The sequence below is a fragment of the Pseudofrankia inefficax genome (assembly GCF_000166135.1).
GTDB lineage: Bacteria > Actinomycetota > Actinomycetes > Frankiales > Frankiaceae > Pseudofrankia > Pseudofrankia inefficax.
In genome coordinates, this window is sequence record NC_014666.1 from 2,900,291 (window position 1) to 2,925,865 (window position 25,575).

A 25,575-nucleotide genomic window follows, 5' to 3' on the forward strand; every position below is an offset into this window, starting at 1 on the left:
GCCACCTCGACCCGGCAGGACGAACCTAACCAAGGATAGGCATCGACACGCGGGCGTGGGGGACAACAGCCATCCTCGGTACCAGCCCTTTACCTGAGCCACCCACCCGCGCGTCCATTGTCGCGCACTGGCCATGACAAGGCGGGGCGGGCGCTGGCCCGCGCCCGTCCGCGACCCGGGCACATCGGTGCTATTCGGACTGGCGCAGGCGGTCGTCACCCATGCGCGCCGCCGCGGCCGGCGCCGAGCGAGTGGCCGGGCGCCGTTCAGCGGGCCTAGGCCTGGGCCGCCGGCTCACTCGGCTCGGGTTCGGGCTCGGCCGCTGCCGGGGGAGCGGGCCGGGCCGGCCGGCGCCGCCACGCCCGTTCGGCGGCGCCATACGCCCCCGAACGGGTCGCTCGCCGCAGCACGGACGGCGGCGCGACCTGCGCGACCAGCCTGCGGCTGCGTGGCGCGACCGACAGCAGCGCGCCGACGGCGATCGTCACGTCCGCGGCCACGGTGTCCGCGGCGGCCCCGACGGAGGTGCCGGGTGGGGCGTAGCGGACCCGCTCCTCGGCCCACGCCAGTCGGGCCAGCGCCGCCCGCGCGGCCACGACCCGGTCCTCGGTCGCCTCCGGCCCGGCCGACAGGTAGCGGTCAAGCCTGGCGATCACCATGCGGGGCGAGTCGCTGAGCCGCAGCGGGATACCGAGGTCCGTCGCCACGTCGAGCAGCTCCGTCCAGCCGGCCCGTACCCGGGCGCTGGCCTCCGCGGCGGCGGCCGCCGCGGAGGGCTCCGGCCCGGACCCACGGCGGGCCGGGTCCCCGCCCAGCCGGCGGCGGCGCAGGACGACCCGGGCGATCGCCGGCGTGGCGAGCAGGGCCAGGCCGGCCAGCGCGATCAGGACCCAGATCGCGACGCGGATCACGCCGTGGACGGTGCCGGTCGAGCCCGCCGCCGTCCCGGTCTGGCCGCCGGTCTCCAGCTGCTTCTGGCCGGGCTGCGGCTTCCAGGTGTTCGTGCCGAGGTCGAGGTCGCCCACCGGGGTCGGGTTGAACGCCACCCAGCCCGCGCCGGGCAGCCAGACCTCGGTCCACGCGTGCCAGTTGCCTGCCTTGTACAGCAACGACCCGTCCGGCTGCCGGACATCGGCGGTATAGGCGTAGCCCTCCGCGACCCTGGCCGGGATTCCCAGCGTTCGGGCCATGACCGCCATCGCCGTCGCGTAGTGGTTGCAGAAGCCCGTGTGGGTGCCGAACAGCAGATCGCTGACGCTGCCCGCCGGCGCGTGCACGTCATAGGTGAACGGCGCGGAGGTCAGGTAGTCCAGCAGCGCGTCTGCCTTCGCGTAGGCGGTCGTCGCCGTCGCGGTGACCGTCTGGGCCTGCTGGCCGATCCGCGGGTCGAGGCCGGCCGGCAGGGCCAGGTCGAGCTTCAGCGCGGCCGGGACCGGCCCGGACCTGGCGAGCTGGTCCGGGCTGGGATTCGGGATCTGGGCCTGGACCGTGTAGACCGCGCCGGCGGCCGTCGTCCCCGCGTCCGCGTAGATCGTGCCGGTCGCCTGGTGGAGCTGCCAGGAGCCCTCCAGGCCGGACACGGACGTGGCCACGGCGGGCACCGGCAGCTCGGACTCGTGGAAGTCGGGGTGTACGGAGATCGTCGCCGTCAGCTTCGTGGTCGCGACTCCGGCTGGCGGGCCGGGCAGGCCGTGGTCCAGCGGGGGGTCCCCGGACGCGGGCAGCGCCTGTTCGGTGAAGCCACTCGTGCCGTTGAAGTCGTCGAGTGCGGTCTCGCGCAGGAAGACGTCGCGGAAGGCGTCCGGATTGGACGTGCGCACGCTCAGCCGTGGCTGGGAGAGGTCGCCGTCCTGCAGGGTCTGGGCGAGGTCGGTCAGCGTGTGCCCGGAGCTCTGGGCGGTGGAGCCGTCCTGGCCCGACTGGGAGTTACCCGCGTCGGTGCCGGACGGCTGGCTGGCGGTCGCGCCGGGCGTCGGCTGCTGGGTCTGGGCGGCGGAGTCGTCCGGCGGTGTGGTCGGCTGGTCGGTGCCGCCGGCGTAGGACGGGAGCGTCACCCCGTCGGTGCGCGGCGTCGGCTCGAACGCGATCCAGCCGGTGCCGGGCAGCCAGACCTCCGGCCACGCGTGCGCGTCCCCGCCGCGGATCAGCACGCTGCCGTCGGGCCGCCGCTCGCCGCCGATGAAGCCGACGGCGACCCGCGCCGGAATCCCGAGCGCGCGCACGAGCAGCGTCATCGCCGAGGCGAACTGCTCGCAGTACCCGGTCTTGCTGACGAACAGGAACTGGTGCAGCGCGTCCTGCCCGGTGGGCGCTCCGTTGAGGTCGTAGTGGAACGTGCCGTTGTGGAAGTAGTCCTGGATCGCGCGGACCTTGTCGAAGTCGCTCGTCCTGCCGGTGGCGAGCGACTGCGCCAGCGCCCGGACCTGCGGGTCGAGGTTGTCGGGCAGCTTCGTGTCGTAGGCGATGTCGGCCGGGATCGGGCCCTTGGCCGTCTGCTCCTGGCGGCTCGGCGCCGGGTCGGCCGCCGTGACCGTGTAGGTGGAGCCCGCGGCCGAGCCCTTCGGGTTGAAGATCGTCTGGCTGGCCTTGTCGAGCAGCCAGTCCGAGCCGAGGCCCTGGACCGAGGTCGGGACCCACGGCGTCGGCAGGAAGTCCTCGCTGTAGCCCGGCTCGATCGAGATCGTCGCGGTCACCGGGCGGGTGTCCACGTTGTCCGGCGGGCCGGGCAGCCCACGGCTGGAGACCGGAGCCTTGGGGTTGCCGCTGAGCTCCCGGAGGTTGAACGACTGGCGGACGGCGTCGTAGTCCTCCAGCGCCACCGTCCGCAGCTGGACCGCGCCGGTGGTCCGCACGGTCAGCAGCGGCTGCTGCTGGTTGACGTGCAGCCGGTCCTGCAGCGTCACCATCGGCCACTGCACCGTCGTACGGGTGCCAGCCGGGCCGCTGCTGCCGGTGGGCCCGTTCGCGCGGTGCAGCAGCCCGTGGTTGTCCAGCGTCGGAAGGACCAGCGGCGCCAGCACCGCCAGCAGCAGCGCGCCGAGGGCGACCCGGCCGGCCAGGCCGCCGAGCCACAGCTGGGTCCTTCCCTCGCCGCGGGTCGTCACCAGCCGGCCCCAGCGGTGCACGACCGTCCGGCCGTCCAGGAGCAGCAGGGCGAGGAACCCGAGCACACCCAGGGTGAACGGCCCGGCGCCGACGCCGTGCGGCAGCACCGCCGCCGGCACCGCGAACAGGCCGAGCAGTGGCAGGCCCGCGAGGGTCGGGCGACCGGCGCCCACCACCAGCAGGTCGACGACCAGCGCGACGAACGCGGCGCCGAGCACCGTCAGCACGACCAGGCCGGGCCGGCTCGGCACGGGCGCGGCCAGCCGCGACATGTCCTGGCGGCCGCTGGACATCAGGTCCAGCAGGTAGGTGAGGCTCGCGCGGGTCGGCACGAAGCCCAGCCACGCCTCGGACCGGGCGCACAGCACGGTCAACGTCAGCAGCAGGCCGGCCAGGCTGAGTACCACGGTGGCCGACGGGCCGAGACCCAGCGCGCGGCCGAGGGCGGCGAGCCCGACGACCGCGAGGACCGCGAGCAGCACCGGTCCGAACCACCAGAAGAACCCGTCGAACAGCGGGCGCAGCGAGCTCGCGCACAGCAGCGACGCGAGCGCTCCGACCAACGTCGGCACGGCCTGGCCGCGTGCCGCGCCGAGCCGCGCCGCCGGGGCGACCCGGCGTCCGGCGGACCGGCCGAACCCGGGATCGCGGACGGTCGCCGGCCGGGTCATCGGGGCAGCCCCAGCCCGGGGGCCTCGGCTGCGCCCAGTCGCGGCTGGGCGGAGCCTGGGCTGGCGGGAGCGGGACCTCCGGCGGGGGCCCCGGCCGTGGGCTCACCGCCAGGCGTGGGCACGCGGACGAACCGGGCGGCCGGACCGGCCAGCCGTGGCCAGTCGTCGGCGAGCCGGCTGCCGATCCCGGTGATCAGGACCCGCCAGCCGGCGCGGGAGAGCGCCAGCTCGCAACCGGCCAGGTCGGCGCTGGCCCCGGGGTCCGCGCCCCATCGGCCGAGGTCGACGAGCACCGCGATGGCGGGCGCGTTGCGCGGGCGCATCGCGCCGAGCCGGCGCGCGACCTCCGGCGAGGTGCGGCCGAGCACCATCACGAGCATGCCGCCGTCGCCGCCGGCCACCGCGGCGTAGGCCGGGCGCGGATCGGCCTCCGTCACCTGGGTGATGACGGCGAGCTCGTCCAGCAGCGGGCCCGGGTTGCGGGCTGGCACCGCCGCCGCGAGCCCGCGGTGGGTGACCAGGCGCACCCCGTAGCCGCTGCGAGCCAGATGCGCGCCGATCGAGCCGACGGCGCTGACCGCCCACTCGAACGGCGACGCCGGCCCGACGTACTGCCCCCAGGAACCGAGGTGGTCGTCGAGCAGCAGGGTCGCGCCGCCGAGCCGCGGCGAGTCCTCGCGGCGCACCATCAGCTCGCCGGTCTTCGCGGTGGTGCGCCAGTGCACCCGGCGCAGGTCGTCGCCGGACCGGTACGGCCGCGTGGTCGCCTCGTCCTCACCCTTCAGCGCCGTGCGGCGCAGCACGGACGCGGCGGCCTGCGGCAGCGAGCGGGCGCCCGGCAGCTGCTCGATCGCCGGCGTCACCACCAGGTCGTCGCGGCTGCGGAACGCCCGGCTCAGCTCGCAGAAGCCGAACGGGTCGGCGAGCCGGATCGACATCGGGCCGAGCTGGTAGCGGCCGCGCAGCCCGGCGCGGATCTCATAGGACAGGTCGCGGGTCCCGCCCGGCTCGATCCGGTCCACCACGAACCGGGCCGGTGCCGCCAGGCCGTCCGGGAGGTTGTCCTCCACGAGCAGCACCGACGACGGCAGCCGGGACATGTTGTCCAGCCGGACCCGCACCTGCGCGGCCTGCCCCACGGTGACGCGAGGCGGCTCGATCCGGCGGGTGCACGCCAGCCGGTAGCGGGTCCTGGAGACGAACAGCGCCGCCGACAGGGGCAGCAGCATCAACAACAGCGCCACCCGGAGCAGGTCCTGCTCACCGAGCACGATCGCCGAGACGGCGCAGGCGCCGCCGGCGGCCAGGAAGGACCGTCCCCGGATGGTCAGGCCGCGCAGGGCGGCGGCGAGGTCGCGCACCGCTGGGCCGTCAGCGGCCGCGGCGCTGCTGTGGCCGGGGGGCCGAGCCGGGCCGGGGGATCGGGGTGCGGGCGATGATGTCGGTCAGCAGCCGGGCGGTGATGTCGATGACCGGCTCCCCGGACAGGGCCACCTCGGGCTGCAGCAGCAGCCGGTGGGCGATGACGGGGACCAGCAGCGCCTGCACGTCGTCCGGCAGCACGAAGTTGCGCCGGTCGAGAGCCGCCGCGGCCCTGGCGGTCCGGATCAGGTGCAGCGCCGCCCGCGGTGACGCCCCCAGGGCGACCTCGGGGTGGCGGCGGGTGGCGCCGACCAGCTCGACGATGTACTGGCGGACCTCGTCGGAGACGTGCACCGTGCGGACCAGCGAGATCATCTGGACGATCTCGCTGGCGGACGTGACCGGGACGACGTCGTCCAGCGGGTCGGCGGTGCCGTGGTTCTCCAGCATCGCGAACTCGGCGGCCGGCGACGGATAGCCCATCGAGATGCGCGCGGTGAACCGGTCGCGCTGGGCCTCGGGCAGCGGCCGGGTGCCCTCCATCTCCACCGGGTTCTGGGTCGCGATCACCATGAACGGCGACTCCAGCCGGTAGGTGATGCCGTCGACGGTGACCTGGTGCTCCTCCATGCACTCCAGCAGCGCGGACTGCGCCTTCGGCTCGGCACGGTTGATCTCGTCGCCGACGACGATGTTCGCGAAGACCGGCCCCGGCCGGAACTCGAAGTCGCGGGTGCCCTGGTTGTAGACGCTCACGCCGGTGACATCGCCGGGCAGCAGGTCCGGGGTGAACTGGATACGGCGAACCCGGGCGTCGATCGAGCGTGCCAACGCCTTCGCCAGCATCGTCTTGCCGACGCCGGGCACGTCCTCGATCAGCAGGTGGCCCTCGGTCAGCAGCACGGCCAGCGCGGTCCTGATCGCCTCTGGCTTGCCGTCGATGACGGCGCCCACGGACCGCAGGACCCGATCGGCGACGTCGGTCAGCTGGCCGACATCTCCGGCGGGTTCACGCCAGTGCAGTATTCCGGGCTCCGTCGCCACGTGGGCCCCCCTCCGGGATCAGCGGATGCGGCCCCCGGTGGGAGCTGTCCTCGCCCGAGTGTGACATCTCACCGGTCGATCTCGTTGTCCCAGGGCGAGGAAGACAGCCGGGACGGGGGATTTCCGCGCCGTATCGGGGTCGCGTGGTGCGCCGTAGTGCGGAGCGTGGCTCGTGGTGGTCCCCGGCGTTCCTCCGGCGGACCTCCTGGTGGGGCCGCCGCGCACAACGAGTTTCTCGGCGGCTGCCCACTTCTGGGCGAGGGCCACTCATCCAGAGGGCCGCCTGAACCGGAGCGGCGGTGGGGCCGCCACCTGGGAGTCGACGTTCCCTGGCGGCCCCGAACCGGGCCCGCCCAGGGGTGCCAACCACCGGCGCGCGCGGCCGTCGGGGAATGGGACCGCGGGCCGGAATCGAGGTGGGGAGGGGGGTGGTTCGTCGGGGTGTCGTGGGGGTGCTAGGTGGGGGGCAGTGGGGTACAGTGGCGCGCAGTGGGGGAACGGCGATCGGCTGGTGGCCTGTTTGCGGCATCCGTGCGCACTCGGGATCTCGGCGGGGTCCGGATCTTTGAGGTCTCGGATCGGCCGGGCGGTGCCGGCCCGTGACTCCGCCCTGGTGAGCGAGGAGGGGCGCCGGTGTTTCTCGGTAGCCACTCGCCACGCCTGGACGACAAGGGCCGGCTCACGCTGCCCGCGAAGTTCCGCGAGGAGCTGGAAGGAGGACTCGTGATTACCAAAGGACAAGAACGCTGCCTTTATGTGTTTCCGATGGCCGAGTTCTCCAGAATCAGCGAGTCGCTGCGCACTGCGCCGGTAACGGCGAAGTCGCTGCGCGACTACAGCCGGGTCTTCTTCTCGTCGGCCAACGACGACGTCCCCGACAAGCAGGGCCGCATCACGATCCCGCCGGCGCTACGTGACTACGCGGGGCTGACCCGGGACTGCATCGTCAACGGCGCGAACACCCGGGTCGAGATCTGGGATACCGAGCGCTGGGCGGCCTACCTGACCGAGCAGGAGGAGAGCTTCGCGGAGCTGTCCGAGGAGGTGCTGCCCGGCGTCATCTAGGGCCCGGCGGGATGCGGTCCGGCCGGGCACGACACCCATCGCCCTGGATCGTGATGCCACCTGGAGCGCGTCAGGCACCTCCCAGCGCTCCCCATCGCCCGCCGCCGAGACCCGCGGTGGGCCTAGCCGGCCAACGGGCCACGGTCAGGCAGCCGCCCCCGTACCCGTGGCCTTCCGGCCCCGCAACGGGCCGTCGCGTGCCGAGTCCTCCTCCCGCCCCGCCACCGGACGCCACTTCCCCGGCGTCCGGCGGCCCGGCGGGGTGAGACCGGGGCGCGGGCCGCAGCCGGCCCGGTGCCGCACGGACGGGCCGGTCGCGGCCACCGGGCGCCTGCCACCGGGTGGAGCGCCAGCGGCTTCCGGTGGACCTGTCCGGCCGCGCGCACGCGACTGTCGAGAAGGGCGGCGACTGGTGCAGGCCAGCCATATCCCTGTCCTGCTCGACCGGGTGCGCACGCTGCTCACCCCGGCGCTGACCCAGCCGGGCGCGATCGCCGTCGACGCCACCCTCGGCCTCGGTGGCCATGCCGAGGCGATGCTGCGCGCGCTGCCCGAGCTGCGGCTCGTCGGCCTGGACCGGGACCCTCAGGCGCTCGCCGCCAGCCGCGAGCGGCTCGCCTTCGCGGCCGGCCGGGTCGAGTTCGCGCACGCCGTCTACGACGAGATTCCCGCCGTCCTCGACCGGCTCGGCATCCCGGCCGTCCACGCGGTGCTGTTCGACCTCGGCGTCTCCTCGCTGCAACTGGACCTCGACGACCGCGGCTTCGCCTACTCCCGGGACGCGCCGCTGGACATGCGGATGGACCCGACGACCGGGCGCACCGCGGCCGACGTGCTCAACACCTATGACGAGGCCGCTCTCGCCCGGGTGCTGCGCCGCTACGGCGAGGAGCCGTTCGCCCGGCGGATCGCGGCCGCGGTCGTCGCCGAGCGGGCCAGGGAGGCGTTCACGACGTCGTCCCGGCTCGCCGATCTGGTGCGCGCCGCGATCCCGGCGGCGGCCCGGCGGACCGGCGGCAACCCGGCGAAGCGCACCTTCCAGGCGCTGCGGATCGAGGTCAACGCGGAGCTGGAGGTGCTGGAGCGGGCGCTGCCCGCCGCGCTCGACCGGATCGCGGTCGGTGGGCGGATCGCCGTGCTGGCCTACCACTCGCTCGAGGACCGGCTGGTGAAACGGGCGCTCGCCGACGTGACGACGACGCGCGTCCCACCCGACATGCCGGTCGTGCCGGCCGAGGCCGAGCCGACCTTCCGGCTGCTGACCCGCGGGTCCGAGCCGCCGACCGAGGCCGAGACGGCGGCGAACCCGCGGGCCGCGTCCGCGCGGCTGCGGGCCGCCGAACGGCTGAGACACAACGGCCAGGACCGGGCCATGGGACACAAAGGCCAGGACAGGGTTTCGAGCCACCCAGGACGTGCCAGAGGAGGGCGATCATGACAGCTCCTGCGAGCGACGAGCACCGGCCGCTGTCAGACGGTGCCACCGCACTGGCGCCGCAGTCCGACCCGGCCGTCCGCCCGGCCCCGGCCCCGGCTCGCCGGCCCAGGCCGCGTCGGGCCGCCGTGCCCGCCGGGCTGCCCGCTCGTCCCACCGCTCGCGCGGCGGCCGGCCGCGCCGCCGCGCCGGCGGCCGAACCCGTCACCGCGCCGTCGCGGACCGAGCCCAGGCCGGCCCGTCAGCCGGCGAGGGCGCCCAGGCCTGAACCGCTGGCTGGGCCGACCGCCCTTGCCCGGGCGCGGGCCAAGGCCGCCCGCGCGCAGCGGGCCCCGCGGGCCCCGTTCGTCATCCTGCTGCTGGTGCTCATGGCCAGCGGGCTGCTCTGCCTGCTGCTGCTGAACACCGCGCTGTCCGAGAACGCCTTCCACGCGCACAGCCTGCAGGCCCGGTCCGCGCAGCTGGCCGACGAGGAACAGGCGCTGGCTGTCCATGCCGACCAACTGTCCGCGCCGGGCGCGCTCGCCAGCCGGGCGGCCGCGCTCGGCATGGTCGCGGGCGGCCTGCCGCAGTACCTGCCGCCCGGCGCGAAGCTGCCGCCGGGCGCCCGAGTGGTCGCCGGTGGCGGCGGGGACGCGGCCGGGGGCGTCATCTTCTACGTGGTGCCCGCGCCGGCGCCGGCCCAGCCGGCGGGCGCCGCAAGCGGCGCCCCGACGGCCCCGGCCAGCCAGGGCCAGCCAGCAGCCGGCCAGGTCAGCGCGGCGCCGTCAACGCCGGCCGTGACGGGTACCGGGACGTCTGGCCGGTGAGCTCGACGCTCCTCCCACCGGACCGCCGCGCCTCCTCGCGGCTGCGGGTGGTGACGGAGGGCTCGCGAACCGGCTCCGCCCGGGCCGGCCGCCCGACCCGCGGCGACCGGGCCCGGCGGGAGCCGGCCCGGACCGTCGCGCGCTCCCCGTCGCCCGGCCGTCCCGGTCGCCGGCCGCCGCGCCGCCGCGGCGGCCGGGCGCTGGCGAGCTCCCGGCGCCGGCTGCGGATCGGCGTCGTCGTCATGACGCTGCTGCTGTTCGCGCTCGCGGCGCGGCTGACCCAGCTGCAGGGGTTCTCCGCGGCGACCTACGCCCGCCAGGCCGAGCGGCAGCGCACACAGGTGGTCAACCTGCCGGCGGTCCGCGGGGAGATCACCGACCGGGACGGCGCGACGCTCGCCGAGGACGTCGACGCCAGGTCCGTCTACGCGGACCCGAGCCTGGTCGACGACCGGGCGGTGACCGCCGCCAAGCTCAGCCCGCTGGTCGGCCTGCCCGCGGCGACGATCGAGCAGAAGCTGGCCGACCGCAAGCTGCGGTTCGCCTACATCGCGCGCGGCCTGACCCCGGATGTCGGCAACCGGGTGGAGGCGCTGGAGCTCAAGGGCGTCGGCGTGCTCCCTGAGCGCCGCCGGGTCTACCCGAACGGGACCGTCGCCTCGAACGTCGTCGGGTACACCAAGTTCGGCGCCAGGGACCTGCTGCAGGGCAACGGCGGCATCGAGTTCGCCTACGACAGCGTGCTGCGCGGCCAGGACGGCACCCGCCGGCTGCAGACCGACCCGGCCGGCCGGGAGATCCCCTCCGCGCCCAGCAGCGAGAAGGCCCCGGTCGAGGGCAAGGACCTGCGCCTGACCCTCGACGAGGACATCCAGTGGGATGCCCAGCAGGCCATCGCGGCCGGTGTCGCGCAGACCCAGGCGGACGCCGGCACCATCGTGATCATGAATCCGAGCACCGGTGACATCCTCGCGATGGCCGACGCGCCCGACTTCGACCCGAACAACGTCGCCCAGGCCAACCCGGCCGCCCTCGGCAACCGGGCCACCGGCTACGCCTACGAGCCCGGCAGCGTCAACAAGATCATCACAATGGCGGCGGCCCTGGACCGTGGCGAGATCACCGACACCACCCCGGTCACCGTGCCCGCGGACATCCGCCGTGGCGGGGTCACCATCCGAGACGCGGAGCCGCACGGGACCCTGCAGCTCACCGCCGCCGGAGTGCTCGCCCACTCCAGCAACATCGGCGCGGTGCTGATCTCGGAGAAGGTCGGCTCGGCCGGCCTGGAGGCGACGATGCGCGCCTTCGGCCTCGGCCGCCCGACCGGGCTCGACTTCCCGGGCGAGAGCGGCGGTCAGCTCGCGAGCTCGTCGACCTGGTCGGCCTCCCAGGCGGCGACGGTGTCCTACGGCCAGGGCATGAGCGCGACGGCGCTGCAGATGGCCACCGTCTACGCGACCATCGCCAACGGCGGGGTGCGGATGACGCCGCGGCTGGTCGACGCGGTCGGGTCGAGCTCCGGCGCGATGGTCCCGACACCGCGGGCGCCCGGCGTCCGGGTGGTCAGCGCCCGGACCGCGAGCACCCTGTCCGACATGCTCGAGCAGGTCACCACCTCCAACGGCACGGGCCCGGCCGCGGCCGTGCCGGGCTACCGGGTCGCCGGCAAGACCGGCACCGCCTACCGGATCGACCCTTCGTGCGGCTGCTACCGGGGCTACGTCTCGTCCTTCATCGGGTTCGCCCCGGCCGACCACCCGCGGGTCGTCATCGCCGTCGTCCTGGACAACCCGAAGACCTCTTACTTCGGCGGCACCTCGGCGGCGCCGATCTTCCAGAAGGTGATGACCTTCGCCCTCGCCACGCTGGGCGTGCCGCCGTCCACCGCCGCCGCGCCGAGCCTGCCCCTGACCCAGCCCGGCATCGCCGACCAGCCGGACATCCTCGGCCCGGGCGACGTGCCGGTCAGCCCGGCCACGCCGGCCACACCGACACCGGGGCAGGGCGCCCAGACCGGCCCGAACGCCGGGGCCTCGAGCCCACCGGCCGCCCAGCCGGGCGCCACCCGGGCGCCACCGGCGGCCGGGTGACCGCGGGCGTCGGCGCCGATCCACCCACCCCGGGTGATCGCGCGATGCCAGCCTGCCCACCGGCCGGCGGCGGCGGCCCGCTCGCCCCGAACGCGCCGGGTGAAATAGCCGAGGATCGCCCGGTTAATACCCGCTGTTGTGGGGGCAGGGCTGACAGTTGTGCGAATTCCGAGGAGACCGCATTGCCACGGGACGACACCGTGAGCAGGCGTGAGGCCGCGACGGGTGCCCTACTAAGGTCGACGGCGTGACCCCACCGGCACTGCGCCCGGCCCACCGGCCGGCCCGCACGCTCACCGAGCTGCGCGCTCTGCTCGCTGACCTCGGAAGTGTCCAGCGCGCCGCCGCGGCCGACGTGGCGGCGCCCGAGGTCGTTTTGCACGGCGTCACGCACGACTCCCGCGCCGTGCAGCCCGGCGACCTCTACGCGGCACTGCCCGGTTCGCACGCCCACGGCGCCGACTTCGCCGCCGCCGCGGCCGCGAGCGGCGCCGCCGCCGTGCTGACCGACCCCGCGGGCGCCGCGGCGCTGGCCGGCTCGGTCGACCTGCCGGTGGTCACGACCGCCGACCCGCGCAGCGACGTCGCCCAGGTCGCGGACTGGCTGTACGGCCAGCCGTCGCGCAGCCTCACGCTGCTCGGCGTCACCGGGACCAACGGCAAGACGACCTCGGCGTTCCTGGTCGACGCCGGCCTGCGCGCCGCCGGCCACCGCACCGGCCTGCTGGGCACCGTCGAGACCCGGATCGCCGACGAGCGCGTCGACTCGGTGCGGACCACCCCGGAGTCGAGTGACCTGCAGGCGCTGTTCGCCGTGATGGTGGAGCGCGGCGTCACCGCGGCCACGATGGAGGTCTCCAGCCACGCGCTGGCCCAGCACCGCGTCGACGGCCTGCGGTTCGCCGGCGCGCTGTTCACCAACCTCAGCCAGGACCACCTGGACTACCACCCGACGATGCGGGACTACTTCGAGGCCAAGGCCCGCCTGTTCGAGCCCGAGCGGACCGCCGCGTCGGTGATCGGGATCGAGCCGGGCGCCGGCACCTGGGGCCTGGAGCTGGCGGCCCGCGTTCCGGGATCGGTCACCTACGCCCCGGACCCGCCCGCCGACTGGTGGGCCGACGACCTGACCGTCGGCGCGCGGGGCAGCTCGTTCACCGCCCGCGGCCCGCGCGGTCTCGCCGTGCCGATGGAGGTCCGCCTGCCCGGGCGGTTCAACGTCGCCAACGCCCTCGGAGCGCTCGCCCTGCTGGTGGCCGCCGGCATCGAGCCGCGGGCCGCCGCGGCCGGCATCGGCACGCTGGCCGGCGTCCCCGGGCGCATGGAGCCGATCGAGGCCGGCCAGCCCTATCTGGCCCTGGTCGACTTCGCGCACACCCCGGACGCCGTCGAGACCGTGCTGACGTCCGTGCGCGGGCTCGTCGACGGCCGGGTGATCGTCGTCCTCGGCTGCGGCGGCGACCGGGACCGGGCCAAACGCCCCCTGATGGGTGCCGCCGCGGCGCGGCTGGCCGACCTGGCCTTCCTGACCAACGACAACCCGCGCTCCGAGGACCCGGCGGAGATCCTCGCCCAGATGACCGCGGGCATCGACCGGGTGGCCACCTCGGCGGCCAAGGTGACCGTCATCCCGGACCGGGCCGAGGCGATCGCCGCGGCCGTCGCCGAGGCCGGTCCGGGTGACGTCGTCGTCGTCGCGGGCAAGGGCCACGAACGCGGCCAGGAGCAGAACGGCGTCGTCACCCCGTTCGACGACCGGGCCGTCCTCGCCCAGGCGATCGCCGACGCCGGGCGGCCGACGGGCACGGGCCGATGATCCCGCTGACGCTCGCCGAAGTGGCCGCGGCCACCGGCGGCAGGCTCGACGGCGGCGCCGACGCGGCGACCCTCGTCACGGCCGCGGTCGTCGACTCCCGGCTGGTCGAGCCTGGCGCGCTGTTCGTCGCGCTGCCGGGAGCCCGGGTCGACGGCCACGACTTCGCCGCCGGCGCCGTCGCGGCCGGCGCGCGCGCGGTGCTCGCCGCCCGCCCGGTCAGCGTCCCCGCCGTGCTGGTCGCCGACCCCGCCGGCGCGCTCATGGCGCTGGCCGCGCACGTCCGGACGCTGACGAAGGCGACCGTGCTGGCCATCACCGGCTCCTCGGGCAAGACGACGACCAAGGACCTGCTCGCCGACCTGCTCGGGTCCCTCGGGCCGACGCTCGCCCCGCCGGGGAGCTTCAACAACGAGATCGGCCTGCCCCTGACGCTGCTGCGGCTGGAGCCGGACACCGAGTACGTGGCGCTGGAGATGGGCGCCCGGGGCATCGGCCACATCGCCGCGCTCTGCCAGGTCGCCCGGCCCCAGGTGGGGGTCGTCATCAACGTCGGCAGCGCGCACGTCGGCGAGTACGCCGACGGCCGGGCCGGCATCGCCCAGGCCAAGGGTGAGCTGGCCGAGGCCGCCACCGACGTCGTCGTGCTGAACGCCGACGACCCGCTGGTCGCGGCGATGCGCCCGCGCGCCGCCGGCCGGCGGGTTGTCACCTTCGGCGTCGCCGCGGACGCGGACGTGCGGGCCGAGCGGATCGCGCTCGACGCGGCCGGCCGGGCGTCGTTCGACCTGGTCACCGACGCCGAGCGCCACCGGGTGGCCCTCGCCCTGGTCGGCGAGCACCAGGTGGGCAACGCGCTGGCCGCCGCCGCGGCCGCCCTCGCGGTCGGGATGACGCCCACGGCCGCCGCCGCCGCGCTGGCGGCGGCCCGGCCGCGCAGCCGCTGGCGGATGGAGGTCACGACCGCGCCGTCCGGGCTGGTCGTCGTCAACGACGCCTACAACGCCAACCCCGAGTCGATGCGGGCCGCGCTGCGCGCCCTGGTCGGGCTCGGCGCCGACGGCGGTCCTGACCGGCGGCGGACCTGGGCGGTGCTGGGCCCGATGGGTGAGCTCGGGACCGCGGCCGAGGCCGAGCACGCCGAGCTCGGCCGGTTCGCCGCCCGGCTGGGCGTCGACCGGACGGTGGTCATCGGCGAGGCGGCCCGGCCGCTCGCGCAGGCGGCGGCGGGGGCCGGCGCGCGGGTGGACTGGGTCGCCGACGTCGACGCGGCCGCCGAGCTGCTCGCCACGGCGGCGCTCGGCGACGCCGACGTCGTGCTCGTGAAGGCCAGCCGCGCGGCCGGCCTGGAGCGGGTCGCGGCGGCGCTCACGGCGACCGGCGCGGCCGGTCCCGGGGCCGCGAGAGGAAACGGAAGTACAGAGGCGGCCGAAAGTCCGGCGGCAGCGGGAAGTACAGAGGCGGCGGAACAGACGCCGTGATCGAGGGGACGTGGGAAAGGGTGTTTAGCAGGGCCCGCGGGCCACAGCAGGCGCCGGCGGCCAGTGTGCCAGCCGACCGGGGCGGCCACGGGTGAGAGGTGTTCTCGTCGCGGCCTCGGTCGCGTTGTTGGTGTCGCTGCTCGGCACGCCGTGGGTCATCCGGCTGTTCCGCCGGCAGGGCTACGGCCAGGAGATCCGTGAGGACGGCCCGTCCAGCCACCTGAAGAAGCGCGGGACGCCGACCATGGGCGGCACCGCGATCGTCGCGGCCACCCTGATCGGCTACTTCGTCTCCCATCTGGCGACCGGCGCCGGGTTCACCGCGTCCGGCCTGCTGATCCTGATGGTGATGACGGGCCTTGGCGTCGTCGGCTTCCTGGACGACTACATCAAGATCCGCAAGCAGCGCAGCCTCGGCCTGACCGCGCGGACGAAGTTCGCCGGCCAGGCGATCGTCGCGCTCGCGTTCGGCCTGCTCGCCGTGCGGTTCAAGAACGCCTCCGGGCTGCTGCCCGGGTCGACGTTCATCTCGATCGTCCGTGACACCAACTTCTCGGTCGGGATCATCGGCTTCCCGCTGCTCGCCTGGATGATCATCGCGGCGACGTCCAACGCGGTGAACCTGACCGACGGCCTCGACGGCCTCGCGGCGGGCACCTCGGCGATGGTGTTCGGCGCCTACTGCGTGATCTCGTTCTGGCAGTTCGGCAACCTCTGCGAGCCGCACCACGCCGAGGCGGGCTGCTACTTCGTCCGTGACCCGCTGGACGTCGCGCTCGTCGCCGCGGCCGCGATGGGATCCTGTTTCGGGTTCCTGTGGTGGAACGCCAGCCCGGCGAAGATCTTCATGGGGGACACCGGCTCGCTGGCGCTCGGCGGGGCGTTCGCCAGCATCGCGATCTGCAGCCGGACCGAGCTGCTGCTGTTCGTGCTCGGCGGCCTGTTCGTCATCGAGACGGTCTCGGTGATCGTGCAGGTCGGCTTCTTCAAGCTGACCAAGCGCCGGGTCTTCAACATGGCCCCGATCCACCACCACTTCGAGCTCGCCGACTGGCCGGAGACCACGGTCATCATCCGGTTCTGGATCGTGTCCGGCCTCGCGGTCGCGTTCGGCCTCGGCCTGTTCTACGCCGAGTTCCTCTCCCATGGGGGGAGCAACCTGTGACCGGCCCGGGCGCCGGCGGCGTGGCCCGCCAGGCCCGCGGTGACGTGGCCGTCGACGAGCTGAAGGACGCGCCGGTGACCGTCGTCGGCACCGGCGTGTCCGGCGCCGCCGCGGCCCGCGCGCTGCTGCGCCTCGGCGCCAGGGTGACCGTCGTCGATGCCGGCGACGGCCCGCCCGCCCAGGCCGCCGCGGCCGAGCTGCGGGCCGCCGGGGCCGCCGTGCAGCTCGGCGGGCTGCCGACGGCCGTCGGCGCGGCCCGGTTGGTGGTCACCTCACCCGGCGTCCCGCCCGGCACCCCGCTGTTCGCCGCCGCGCGCGCCGCCGGCGTCCCGGTCTGGGGGGAGATCGAGCTGGGCTGGCGAATCCGGCCGGCCGCCCGCTGGCTCGCGATCACCGGCACGAACGGCAAGACGACGACGACGGAGATGCTCGGCGCGATCCTCACCGCCGCCGGCCGGCGGGCCGCGACCGCCGGCAACATCGGCACCCCCGTCGTCACCGCCGCGCTGGCCGAGCCGCCCTACGACACCCTCGCCGTCGAGCTGTCCAGCTTTCAGCTGCACTACACCGAGACGGCCGTGCCGGTCGCGGCCGCGATCCTCAACGTCGCCCCCGACCATCTCGACTGGCATGGCGGCCCGGACGGCTACGCGGCCGACAAGGCGCGGATCTGGATGCACCCGGCGACGATCGCGGTCGGCAACGCCGACGACCCCGGCAGCGCCGCCCTGCTCGCCGCGGCGCCGGGCCGGCGGGTCACCTTCGGCCTGGACCCGGCGACGGCCGAGGTCACCGTCGTCGACGGGTGGCTCGTCGACCGGGCGTTCGGCGGCGGCCCGCTCGTCGCCGTCGCCGACCTGCTCGCGGGGCCGCGTCCCGACGGCTCGGCCCAGGGCGGCTCGGCCCAGGGCGCGCCCGGCCCCGGGCGTCATCTGGTCGCGAACGCGCTGGCCGCCGCCGCGCTCGCCCGCGCGGACGGCGTCGAGCCGGCCGCGATCGCCTCGGCGCTCGCGGCCTACCGGCCGGGCGCGCACCGCAACGCCCTGGTCACCACCGTCGACGGTGTCCGCTACGTCGACGACAGCAAGGCGACCAACCCGCACGCGGCGGCCGCGTCGCTGACCGCCTACCCGTCGGTCGTGTGGATCGCCGGCGGGCTGAACAAGGGCCTGGCGTTCGACGAACTGGTCGAGCTCGCGGCCGGCCGGTTGCGCGCCGTGGTCCTGATCGGGCGCTGCGCGGACGAGATAGCCGCCGCGCTCGCCCGACACGCCCCCGATGTCCCCATGGAACGGGCCGCTGGCATGGACGATGCGGTGGAGGCTGCGGCGCGGCTGGCCCGGGCGGGCGACACCGTCCTGCTCGCGCCCGCCGCTGCCTCGATGGACATGTTCCGTGACTACGCCGAGCGCGGCGACCTGTTCGCCGCGGCGGCCGGTCGGCGCGGGCAGGTCGGTGCGGCCCCGGGGGTCGTCCCGCCGGGCGGGCAGAGTCGAGGAGGCTAGGGGCAGCGTGCGCGAGGCGCCGAGCTCCCGATCGGGTGTCGGATCCGGTGGCGCCGGATCCGGCGGTTCCGGTTCGGCGTCCGGGCAGCGGACCCGCCCCAGGGCGGCGGTCGCCCGTCCCGGGCGCGCCGCGCGCGCCGGAGCGGACGACGGGCGCCCGCCGACCGGCGACGACCGCCCGGCCAGGCGAGAGCGGCCGGCGGCCACCCCGCGCGACGCCGGCACGCTGCCGGCGCCCCGCGAGGACGAGAAGGCCTCGGGGCGTGACGGCGCGCGACCGGCGACGACCCGGGACGCGGCCCGGCCGGCGGGCTCGCGCGAGAGCCGCCGGCCCGCGACCCTGCGCGACGCGATGGCCCCGGCGGTGCGCCGCCCGAGGGTCCCGGCCGCGGCGGCGTCCGACCAGCAGGTCCGGGCCGGGAAGGCGGCCCGGCAGGCCAGCCAGGAGGCCGCCAGGCGGGCCGGGGGAGTGCTCTCGGTGCCGGGCCGAGGCGGCCAGCGGCGTTCCGTGCTGCGCCCGGTCCCGAGCCCGGACACCCCCGGCGCGGCCCTCGCCCGGCTGCCGCTGCTCGAACGGCCGCTCGCCTCGTACTACCTGCTCGGCTCGTCGGCGGGGCTGCTCCTGCTCCTGGGCCTCGTCATGGTCCTCTCGGCGTCCAACGTGCGGTCCTACGCGGCGTTCGGCTCGTCGTACACGGTCTTCGTCCGCCAGGCCACCTGGATGGGGATCGGCCTGCCGGTGCTGCTCGCGGCCAGCCGAGCGCCGAGCCAGTGGTTCCGCCGGGTCGCCTACCCGCTGATGGGCCTGACCCTGCTGCTGTTGCTGGCGGTGCTCTCACCGCTGGGGGTCTCCTCGAACGGCGCCCAGCGCTGGCTCGGGGTCGGCACGTTCAGCCTGCAGCCCAGCGAGCTGGCCAAGCTCGCGCTGGTGCTGTGGTCGGCGGATCTGCTGACCCGCAAGCGCCGGCTGCTCGGGGACTGGAAGCACCTGATCGTCCCCGTCGTCCCGGTGTCGGCGCTGATCGGCGGGCTGATCATGATGCAGCCCGACATGGGGACGACGATCGTCGTGTTCGCGGTGCTGTTCGTGGTGCTCTGGGTGGTGGGCACGCCCGGCCGGGTCTATGCCGGCCTCGTCGGCGTGCTCGGGGCCGTCGGCGCGATCCTGGCCGTGATCGAGCCGTACCGCCTGGAACGGCTGCTGTCCTACCGCGACCCGTTCCAGAACGCCCAGACCACAGGCTGGCAGGCCGTCCAGGGCATCTACGCGCTCGCCGGTGGTGGCTGGTTCGGCGAGGGGCTGGGCGCCTCGAAGGAGAAGTGGCCCGACCTGCTGCCCGCGTCGTACACCGACTTCATCCTGGCGATCATCGGCGAGGAGCTGGGGCTGCTCGGCTGCCTGGTCGTGGTGATCCTTTTCGGCGTCTTCGGCTATGCGGGCCTGCGGGTCGCGCACCGCAGCGACAACCAGTTCGTCCGGCTGGCCGCGGCCGGCTCGACCGGCTGGATCCTCACCCAGGCGGTGGTGAACATGGGCGCGGTCGTCGGCCTGCTGCCCATCACCGGCATTCCCCTGCCGCTGGTGTCGTTCGGCGGGTCGTCGCTGGTCCTGACCATGTTCTCGATCGGGATGCTGCTCGCGTTCGCCCGCTCCGAGCCGGCGGCGGCCCGGCTGCTGGCCGAACGGTCCCAGCGGCGACGCGAGGCGCGTCAGAAGCGCCGGCGTGGCCCCCGGGACCGGGCCCGTGACGGCGCGGCGGCCGGTGGCGCCGGGTCCGCCCCGACCCGCGCGGCCCGGTCCGCCGGCGCGGAGCGCGCTCAGACCGCCGTCCCGGCCAGGAGCAGGCCGGGACGGCGTGACCCAGACCTGAGCGGAACGCCGAAAACGCGCCGCACGAAGCCCGGCCGGGCCGGCATGGCCGGACCTGTCGCCACGACTGGCGGGCCTGGTGGGGCTGGGGAGTCCGGCGGGACTGGCAGATCCGGCCGGGCTGGCAGGCCGGGCGGCACTGGGGAGTCCGGTGGGTCTGGCCGGACTGGCAGGACCGGTGGGCCGGGCGGGTCCGGCGGGTCCGGCAGGGCGGGCAGGCCGGACGGGGCTGGCGGGTCCGGCCAGTCTGGCAGGGCCGGCGGAACGCGCAGGGGCGCCACGGCTCGCGGGGCCGACGGGGCCGGCAGGGGGAGCGGGGCTGGGAGGGGCGGCGCGACTGGCAGGGCTGGCACGACCGGCACCGCTGGTCGGGCCGGCAGGGCCGGTGATGGCCGGGAACGCACCGGAGACGCGACGGCGGACCGGCGGCGGCCCGAACCGGGACCGTACCGCCGCGGTGCCCGCGGGGACGGCGAGCCGGCCCCTGACGGCCCTCCGAGCGCCGGCTGATGTCCGTCCGCCAGGATGACCGGCCCTGACGGGCCAGTCGCTCGCGGCGGCCGGCCGGTGTGCCATCGTCAGGGGCGATGCTGAAGAGTGTGCTGCTCGCCGGCGGCGGTACGGCCGGCCATGTCGAACCCGCCCTCGCGGTCGCGGACGCGCTGCGCGCGGCCGACCCGCGCCTGCGCCTGACCCTGCTCGGCACGAAGACCGGGCTGGAGGCCCGCCTGGTGCCGGCGCGCGGGTACGAGCTCGCCACCGTGGAGAAGGTGCCGCTGCCGCGGCGCCCCAGCGCCCAGCTGCTCACCGTCCCGGGCCGGCTGGCCGGCGCGGTGAGCACGGCCGCCCACGTGCTGGCCGAGACCCGCGCCGACGTCGTGGTCGGCTTCGGTGGCTACGTGTCGGTTCCCGCCTACCTGGCCGCCCGCCGCCGTGGCATCCCGATCGTGGTCCACGAGGCGAACCCGCTGCCCGGGGTGGCGAACCGCCTCGGCGCCCGGTTCACGCCCTACGTCGCCACGTCGTACCCCGGCACGCCGCTGCGGGGCGCTCGCCTGACCGGCATCCCGCTGCGCCCGGAGATCCTCACCCTGGACCGCTCCGCGGGGGCGCAGCGCACCGCCAGGGGCCGTTACGGCCTGGACTACCAGCGCCCCACCCTGCTGGTCGTCGGCGGCTCGCAGGGCGCCCGCTCGGTCAACACCGCGATGACGCAGGCCGCTCGCGCGCTGGCCCGCTCCGGGGTCCAGGTGCTGCACGCCGCCGGCCCCCGCAACATCGACGAGGTGACGGCGGCGCTGCCCACCGGCCTGCCGGCGCCGTACGTGCTGCTGCCCTACCTCGACCACATCCCGTCGGCCTACGCCGCGGCGGACATGGTGCTGTGCCGGTCCGGCGCGATGACCTGCGCGGAGCTCTCGGCCGTGGGCCTGCCGGCGGCCTACGTCCCGCTGCCGCACGGCAACGGCGAACAGCGCCGCAACGCGCTGCCGACCGTGGAGGCCGGCGGCGGCCTGATCGTCGACGACGCGGACCTGTCCGCCGCATGGATCATGAACAACGTCGTGCCGGTGCTCGTGTCGCCGGAGCGACTGGCGAAGATGCAGGCGGCCATGGCCGGCGCCGGCCATCCGCAGGCGGCCCAGACGATCGTCTCGATGATCCACGAGGCCGAGGCCTCCCGCCGCCGCTCAGGCGGCCGCCACGCGGCCCACTGAGCCAGCCCGTCCCGTCCCGCCCGGCCCGGTCGGCCGGTCCAACCACGGAGACTCGGGTCATACGTGGTGGTTGCAGAAGATCGGGATTCGCAACCAAAGCGCATGATTCGCCGGTGGCCCGGTGGCCCGGTGGCCCGGTGGCCCGGGGCGTATCGTGCCGCGACCGCCAAGATCGGCGCGCGACATGATCGCCGCTTTAGCCCTCCCGTGGTCTCGAATCGGGCCTGGCTACGACCAGTCGAGGGCCGAACTCGCGATCATGGCCTTGGGGGCGAGGCGGGGCGAGGAAGGCTTCTGGGGGTTGGCACTAGGTGTCGAGGTGCATCGCGAGCAGGCGGGGTCCGAGCTCGGTGATGGTGCCCGCCCCCAGGGTCAGCAGGAGGACGTCGTGGCCTGGCAGGTCGGCGGCGAGGCGGTCGGGCAGCTCGGCCCAGGCGACGTAGCTCGTCTCGGCCGGTACCCGGACCCGCTTGGCCAGGTCGCAGGCGTGTACCCCGAGGTCGTCGCGTTCCCGCGCGGCGTAGATGTCCGTGACGTAGAGCCGGTCGGCGTCGCCGAACGCCACGGCGAAGTCGGCCAGCAACGCGGCCAGGCGGCTGTAGGTGTGCGGCTGGAGCACCGCCCAGACCTGCCGGCCCGCCGCCTGCTGGCGCGCCGCGGCGAGCGTGGCGCGGATCTCCGTCGGGTGGTGGGCGTAGTCGTCGACGATCTCGACCGCTCCGGTGCCGGGCAGTGCCCGGGCGCCGATCCGCTGGAACCGCCGCGCGGCGCCGGTGTAGCCGGCCAGCGCGGTGAGTGTCGTCTCGACCGGTACGCCCAGCTCGCTGGCGGTGGCGAGCACAGCCAGCGCGTTCAGGACGGTGTGCCGGCCGGGTAGCGCGAGGCGCAGTGTTCCGACCGGCTCCCCGTCGCGCAGCACGGTGGCCTCGGTCACCACCGGCGGCCCGGCGGCGGTCCGGTCGAGGCCGTCCGCGCCGCCGTCGGCGTCAGCGGAAGTGGCCGAGCCCGAGGCCGGACGGGCGCCGTCGGGCTGGCCGGTCGTGACGACGTCCACCGCGCGCCAGCCGAGCCCGTCCCCGAAGCCGTAGCGGACGACCCGCGGCCCGCCACCGGAGCCCTCGGCGAGCGTGCCGAGGACGGCCGCGACACCCGGGTCGTCGCCGCAGGCGACCAGCGTGCCGCCGGGACGAACCCGGGCGGCGAACGCGGCGAAGACCGCGCGCACGGCCGCCTCGTCGGGGAAGAGGTCCGGGTGCTCCCACTCGACGTTCGTCAGGATCGTGACCGCCGGGTCGAGCCCGCGGAACGCCCCGCCGTACTCGTCGGCCTCCAGCACGAAGATCTCGCCCCGGCCGACCACCGCTCCGCCGCCGAGCTGCGGTACCTCGCCGCCGATCACGGCGGTCGGGTCGGCGCCGGCGGCGCGCAGCGCGACCGTGAGCATCGCCGAGGTGGTGGTCTTGCCGTGCGAGCCGGCCACGGCGACCAGCCGGTAGCCGGCGGTCAGCTCCGGGAGCCAGTCCGAGCGCCGGCGCACGGGCAGGCCGGCCGCGCGGGCGGCGACGATCTCCGGATGGTCGTCGGGCAGGGCGCTGGAGGCGACGACGACGTCCACGCCGGCCAGTTCGGCGGCCAGGGCGCCAGGATCGGGCGGCGCGCCGGTGCGGACCCGGGCGCCCAGCGCGCGCAGCGCCTGGACCCGGTCGGACGGCTCCTGGTCGCTGCCCGAGACGCTCGCGCCGCGCGCCAGGGCGATCCGGGCCAGCGGGGCGAGGCCGGAGCCGCCGATGCCGAGGAAGTGCACGCGCGCGTCGCCCGCGCTCCGGGTTGCCTGCTCGCTTGTTCCTGCGCTCACGGGAGTGAGTGAACACCACCGGGGGCCGCGCCTATGCGCTGGCACGGCCGGGCGGGGTGGACGGGCCCGGGTGCGGGTCGGTCGCCAATGCGCCGAAACGCGGGGACCGGCTCGCCCGCGTGTCGTCGCTGGCGGGGGCCGGTACGGGGGCGACAGTGACGTGCCGGGAAGGAACGCTCGGCACTGTGACGAAGAGGACGGAGAATTCCATGGGTTGACGCGCCGGGCGGTTCCTTGACCCATGCGGACGCCATGCCTACTGTCCAAACACAGTCGCAAGTTGACATAACTCTAACCGTCTAGTGGACGGTGAAGGTTGAGGCTCGGCGGCTACTTCTCCCGACTCGCTCCGGCGGCGCCGTTAAGACGGACGTACTGGCGCGGGCGGGTGTTGTCCGCCCCACCGACGCCGCTGGAGGACCGACCCCGCAATGGCAGCCCCGCAGAACTACCTAGCGGTCATCAAGGTTGTCGGCATTGGTGGCGGTGGCGTCAACGCTGTGAACCGAATGATCGAGGTCGGTCTCAAGGGCGTCGAGTTCATCGCGATCAACACCGACGCGCAGGCGCTGCTGATGAGCGACGCCGACGTGAAGCTCGACGTCGGCCGCGAGCTCACCCGCGGCCTCGGCGCCGGCGCCGACCCCGAGGTCGGCCGGCAGGCCGCCGAGGACCACCGCGAGGAGATCGAGGAAGTCCTCAAGGGCGCCGACATGGTGTTCGTCACGGCCGGCGAGGGCGGTGGCACCGGCACCGGCGGCGCGCCCGTGGTGGCCAACGTGGCCCGCTCGCTGGGCGCCCTGACGATCGGTGTGGTCACCCGCCCGTTCACGTTCGAGGGCCGCCGCCGGGCGAACCAGGCCGACACGGGCATCGACACGCTGCGCAACGAGGTCGACACCCTCATCGTCATCCCGAACGACCGGCTGCTGGCGATGACGGACCGTGACATCAGCGTCCTCGACGCGTTCCGCAGCGCGGACCAGGTCCTGCTCTCCGGTGTCCAGGGCATCACCGACCTGATCACGACCCCGGGCCTGATCAACCTCGACTTCGCCGACGTCAAGACCGTCATGTCGCACGCCGGCTCCGCCCTGATGGGCATCGGCCGGGCCCGCGGTGACGACCGGGCCACCGTCGCGGCCGAGCAGGCGATCGCGTCGCCACTGCTCGAGGCGAGCATGGACGGCGCCCAGGGCGTGCTGCTCAACATCTCCGGCGGCTCGGACCTCGGCCTGTTCGAGATCAACGCCGCCGCCGAGCTGGTCGCCGACGCCGCCCACCCCGAGGCGAACATCATCTTCGGCGCGGTGATCGACGACGCGCTGGGTGACGAGGTGCGGGTGACTGTCATCGCCGCCGGCTTCGACACCGTGCCGGACCGGCGGGCCAAGGGAGCCGCGCAGCAGCGCTCCCGCCCGAGCCCGCCGCCGGCCGTCACCGCCGCCACGCCGGTCCCGGCCGGCGTGCTGCCGGCGATCCCGCCGGTCGTCACGCCGCCGCCCGCGTCGCAGCCGACCCCCACCTACGCCCCGCCCCCGTTGGGCCCGCCGCCGGCCGCTCCGGCGCCGACGCCGGCCCAGTACGTTCCGGAGCCGCTCGACCCGCGGCCGGAGATGGACGAGCCGCCGCACCGCTACGTCGCCCAGCACGGGGAGGGCCACGGCTCCGCGACCGGTGGGTACGGGTCCGACGGCGGCTACGGGTCCGGCTCCGACCAGCGGTCCGGGGCGCGGCCGAGCTACCCGCCGCAGCGCCGGCCGGTCCGGCCGATCGCCGACGACGAGGACGAGCTGGACGTCCCGGACTTCCTCAAGTAACCCGTGCCCTTCCTGTTCACCGACCGCTCCGGCGGCGTGTCCGCTGGCCCGTACGCCGCGCTGAACCTCGGCGCCCACGTCGGCGACGACCCCGCGGCGGTGGCGGCCAACCGGCGCGCTCTCGCCGAGATCACCGGGGCGTCGGCGTGCTTCATGCGCCAGGTCCACGGCGCGGAGGTGGTCACGCTCAGCGAGCGGACCCGGGCGGACTGGTTTCGCGATGACGCCCTCGGCTCCGCGCCCGAGCGGGCGGCCGCGCGCGGCGCCGACTCGCGCGGGGAGGACGGCCTCGTCACCGACGTTCCCGGTCTCGCGCTGACGGTGCTGGTCGCGGACTGCGTGCCGGTGGTGTTCACCGCCGCCGGCGCGGTCGGCGTCGCGCACGCCGGCCGGGCTGGGCTCGCCACCGGCGTGGTGCCCGCGACCGTCGCCGCGCTGGCCGACCTCGGCGCCGCGCCGCAGCACCTCCACGTCGAGGTCGGGCCGTCGGTGTGCGGCCGTTGCTACGAGGTGCCGGCGGCGATGCGGGACGAGGTCGAGGCCCTCGTCCCGGGCACGGCGACCGTCACCAGGGCCGGCAGCCCGGCGCTGGACCTGCGCGCCGGCGTCGCCGGACAGCTGCGGGACCTGGGCGTCACCGACATCACGGTCTCCGGTCGCTGCACCATGGAGGACCCCGCGCTGTTCTCGCACCGCCGCGACGCCGGGCGCACCGGCCGTTTCGCCGGCGTCGCGTGGCTGTGAGCGCGCGGCTCGCCGGTCGC

16 protein-coding genes are annotated in these 25,575 nt (G+C 75.4%); 12 read left to right on the forward strand and 4 right to left on the reverse strand.

Annotated elements, in window-relative coordinates; genetic code table 11:
* Window positions 1–275: 275 nt before the first annotated feature.
* From FRAEUI1C_RS36175 to FRAEUI1C_RS11780, 3 genes are read right to left on the reverse strand one after another with little or no spacing between them, the layout of a single operon-like run.
* Entirely contained in the window at window positions 276–3,776 is a 3,501-nt protein-coding gene (locus FRAEUI1C_RS36175) for a transglutaminase TgpA family protein (protein WP_013423519.1), read from the reverse strand.
* Complete coding sequence (locus tag FRAEUI1C_RS11775; protein WP_013423520.1) at window positions 3,773–5,137, reverse strand: DUF58 domain-containing protein; 1,365 nt, start codon at window positions 5,135–5,137, stop codon at window positions 3,773–3,775. Before FRAEUI1C_RS11775 ends, FRAEUI1C_RS36175 begins: the two co-directional genes overlap by 4 nt.
* Window positions 5,138–5,147: 10 nt before the next feature.
* Complete coding sequence (locus FRAEUI1C_RS11780; RefSeq protein WP_013423521.1) at window positions 5,148–6,182, reverse strand: AAA family ATPase; 1,035 nt, start codon at window positions 6,180–6,182, stop codon at window positions 5,148–5,150.
* 633 nt (window positions 6,183–6,815) lie between these two features.
* Here FRAEUI1C_RS11780 and mraZ point away from each other — a divergent pair.
* The 10 genes from mraZ (at window position 6,816) to murG (ending at window position 21,136) form a co-directional block, all read left to right on the forward strand.
* Window positions 6,816–7,247, forward strand: coding sequence for a division/cell wall cluster transcriptional repressor MraZ (gene mraZ, locus FRAEUI1C_RS11785; protein WP_013423522.1), 432 nt, complete (start codon window positions 6,816–6,818; stop codon window positions 7,245–7,247).
* A gap of 412 nt (window positions 7,248–7,659) precedes the next feature.
* Complete coding sequence (gene rsmH, locus FRAEUI1C_RS11790) at window positions 7,660–8,685, forward strand: 16S rRNA (cytosine(1402)-N(4))-methyltransferase RsmH (RefSeq protein ID WP_013423523.1); 1,026 nt, start codon at window positions 7,660–7,662, stop codon at window positions 8,683–8,685.
* On the forward strand, window positions 8,682–9,491 hold the full coding sequence (ftsL, locus tag FRAEUI1C_RS36180) for a cell division protein FtsL (protein WP_013423524.1): 810 nt from the start codon (window positions 8,682–8,684) through the stop codon (window positions 9,489–9,491). Before rsmH ends, ftsL begins: the two co-directional genes overlap by 4 nt.
* Window positions 9,488–11,584 carry a peptidoglycan D,D-transpeptidase FtsI family protein gene (locus FRAEUI1C_RS11800; RefSeq protein WP_013423525.1) on the forward strand — a complete coding sequence of 699 codons (2,097 nt, stop codon included), beginning with the start codon at window positions 9,488–9,490 and terminating at the stop codon, window positions 11,582–11,584. The genes ftsL and FRAEUI1C_RS11800 overlap by 4 nt, the downstream gene beginning before the upstream one ends.
* Window positions 11,585–11,831: 247 nt before the next feature.
* The gene (locus FRAEUI1C_RS11805) at window positions 11,832–13,400 is read left to right on the forward strand and encodes a UDP-N-acetylmuramoyl-L-alanyl-D-glutamate--2,6-diaminopimelate ligase (RefSeq protein WP_013423526.1); all 1,569 of its coding nucleotides are present in this window, start codon (window positions 11,832–11,834) and stop codon (window positions 13,398–13,400) included.
* Window positions 13,397–14,878 (forward strand): UDP-N-acetylmuramoyl-tripeptide--D-alanyl-D-alanine ligase, encoded by a 1,482-nt coding sequence (locus FRAEUI1C_RS11810; RefSeq protein WP_013423527.1) that lies wholly within the window; start codon window positions 13,397–13,399, stop codon window positions 14,876–14,878. The genes FRAEUI1C_RS11805 and FRAEUI1C_RS11810 overlap by 4 nt, the downstream gene beginning before the upstream one ends.
* A 91-nt stretch (window positions 14,879–14,969) precedes the next feature.
* Complete coding sequence (gene mraY, locus FRAEUI1C_RS11815) at window positions 14,970–16,043, forward strand: phospho-N-acetylmuramoyl-pentapeptide-transferase (RefSeq protein WP_013423528.1); 1,074 nt, start codon at window positions 14,970–14,972, stop codon at window positions 16,041–16,043.
* A complete protein-coding gene (murD, locus tag FRAEUI1C_RS11820) occupies window positions 16,040–17,548 on the forward strand; it encodes a UDP-N-acetylmuramoyl-L-alanine--D-glutamate ligase (protein ID WP_013423529.1) in 1,509 nt (502 codons plus the stop codon). Before mraY ends, murD begins: the two co-directional genes overlap by 4 nt.
* A 7-nt stretch (window positions 17,549–17,555) precedes the next feature.
* Window positions 17,556–19,928 (forward strand): putative lipid II flippase FtsW, encoded by a 2,373-nt coding sequence (ftsW, locus tag FRAEUI1C_RS41870; RefSeq protein ID WP_013423530.1) that lies wholly within the window; start codon window positions 17,556–17,558, stop codon window positions 19,926–19,928.
* Window positions 19,929–20,005: 77 nt separating this feature from the next.
* Window positions 20,006–21,136 (forward strand): undecaprenyldiphospho-muramoylpentapeptide beta-N-acetylglucosaminyltransferase, encoded by a 1,131-nt coding sequence (gene murG, locus FRAEUI1C_RS11830; protein ID WP_013423531.1) that lies wholly within the window; start codon window positions 20,006–20,008, stop codon window positions 21,134–21,136.
* A 307-nt stretch (window positions 21,137–21,443) separates the two neighbouring features.
* On the opposite strand, the gene FRAEUI1C_RS11835 is transcribed toward murG, so the two are convergent.
* Window positions 21,444–22,991 (reverse strand): UDP-N-acetylmuramate--L-alanine ligase, encoded by a 1,548-nt coding sequence (locus FRAEUI1C_RS11835; protein ID WP_232425391.1) that lies wholly within the window; start codon window positions 22,989–22,991, stop codon window positions 21,444–21,446.
* A 431-nt stretch (window positions 22,992–23,422) separates the two neighbouring features.
* Here FRAEUI1C_RS11835 and ftsZ point away from each other — a divergent pair, with 431 nt between their 5' ends.
* Entirely contained in the window at window positions 23,423–24,811 is a 1,389-nt protein-coding gene (gene ftsZ / locus FRAEUI1C_RS11840) for a cell division protein FtsZ (protein ID WP_013423533.1), read from the forward strand.
* A gap of 3 nt (window positions 24,812–24,814) precedes the next feature.
* On the forward strand, window positions 24,815–25,555 hold the full coding sequence (gene pgeF / locus FRAEUI1C_RS11845) for a peptidoglycan editing factor PgeF (RefSeq protein ID WP_013423534.1): 741 nt from the start codon (window positions 24,815–24,817) through the stop codon (window positions 25,553–25,555).
* Window positions 25,556–25,575 lie beyond the last annotated feature (20 nt).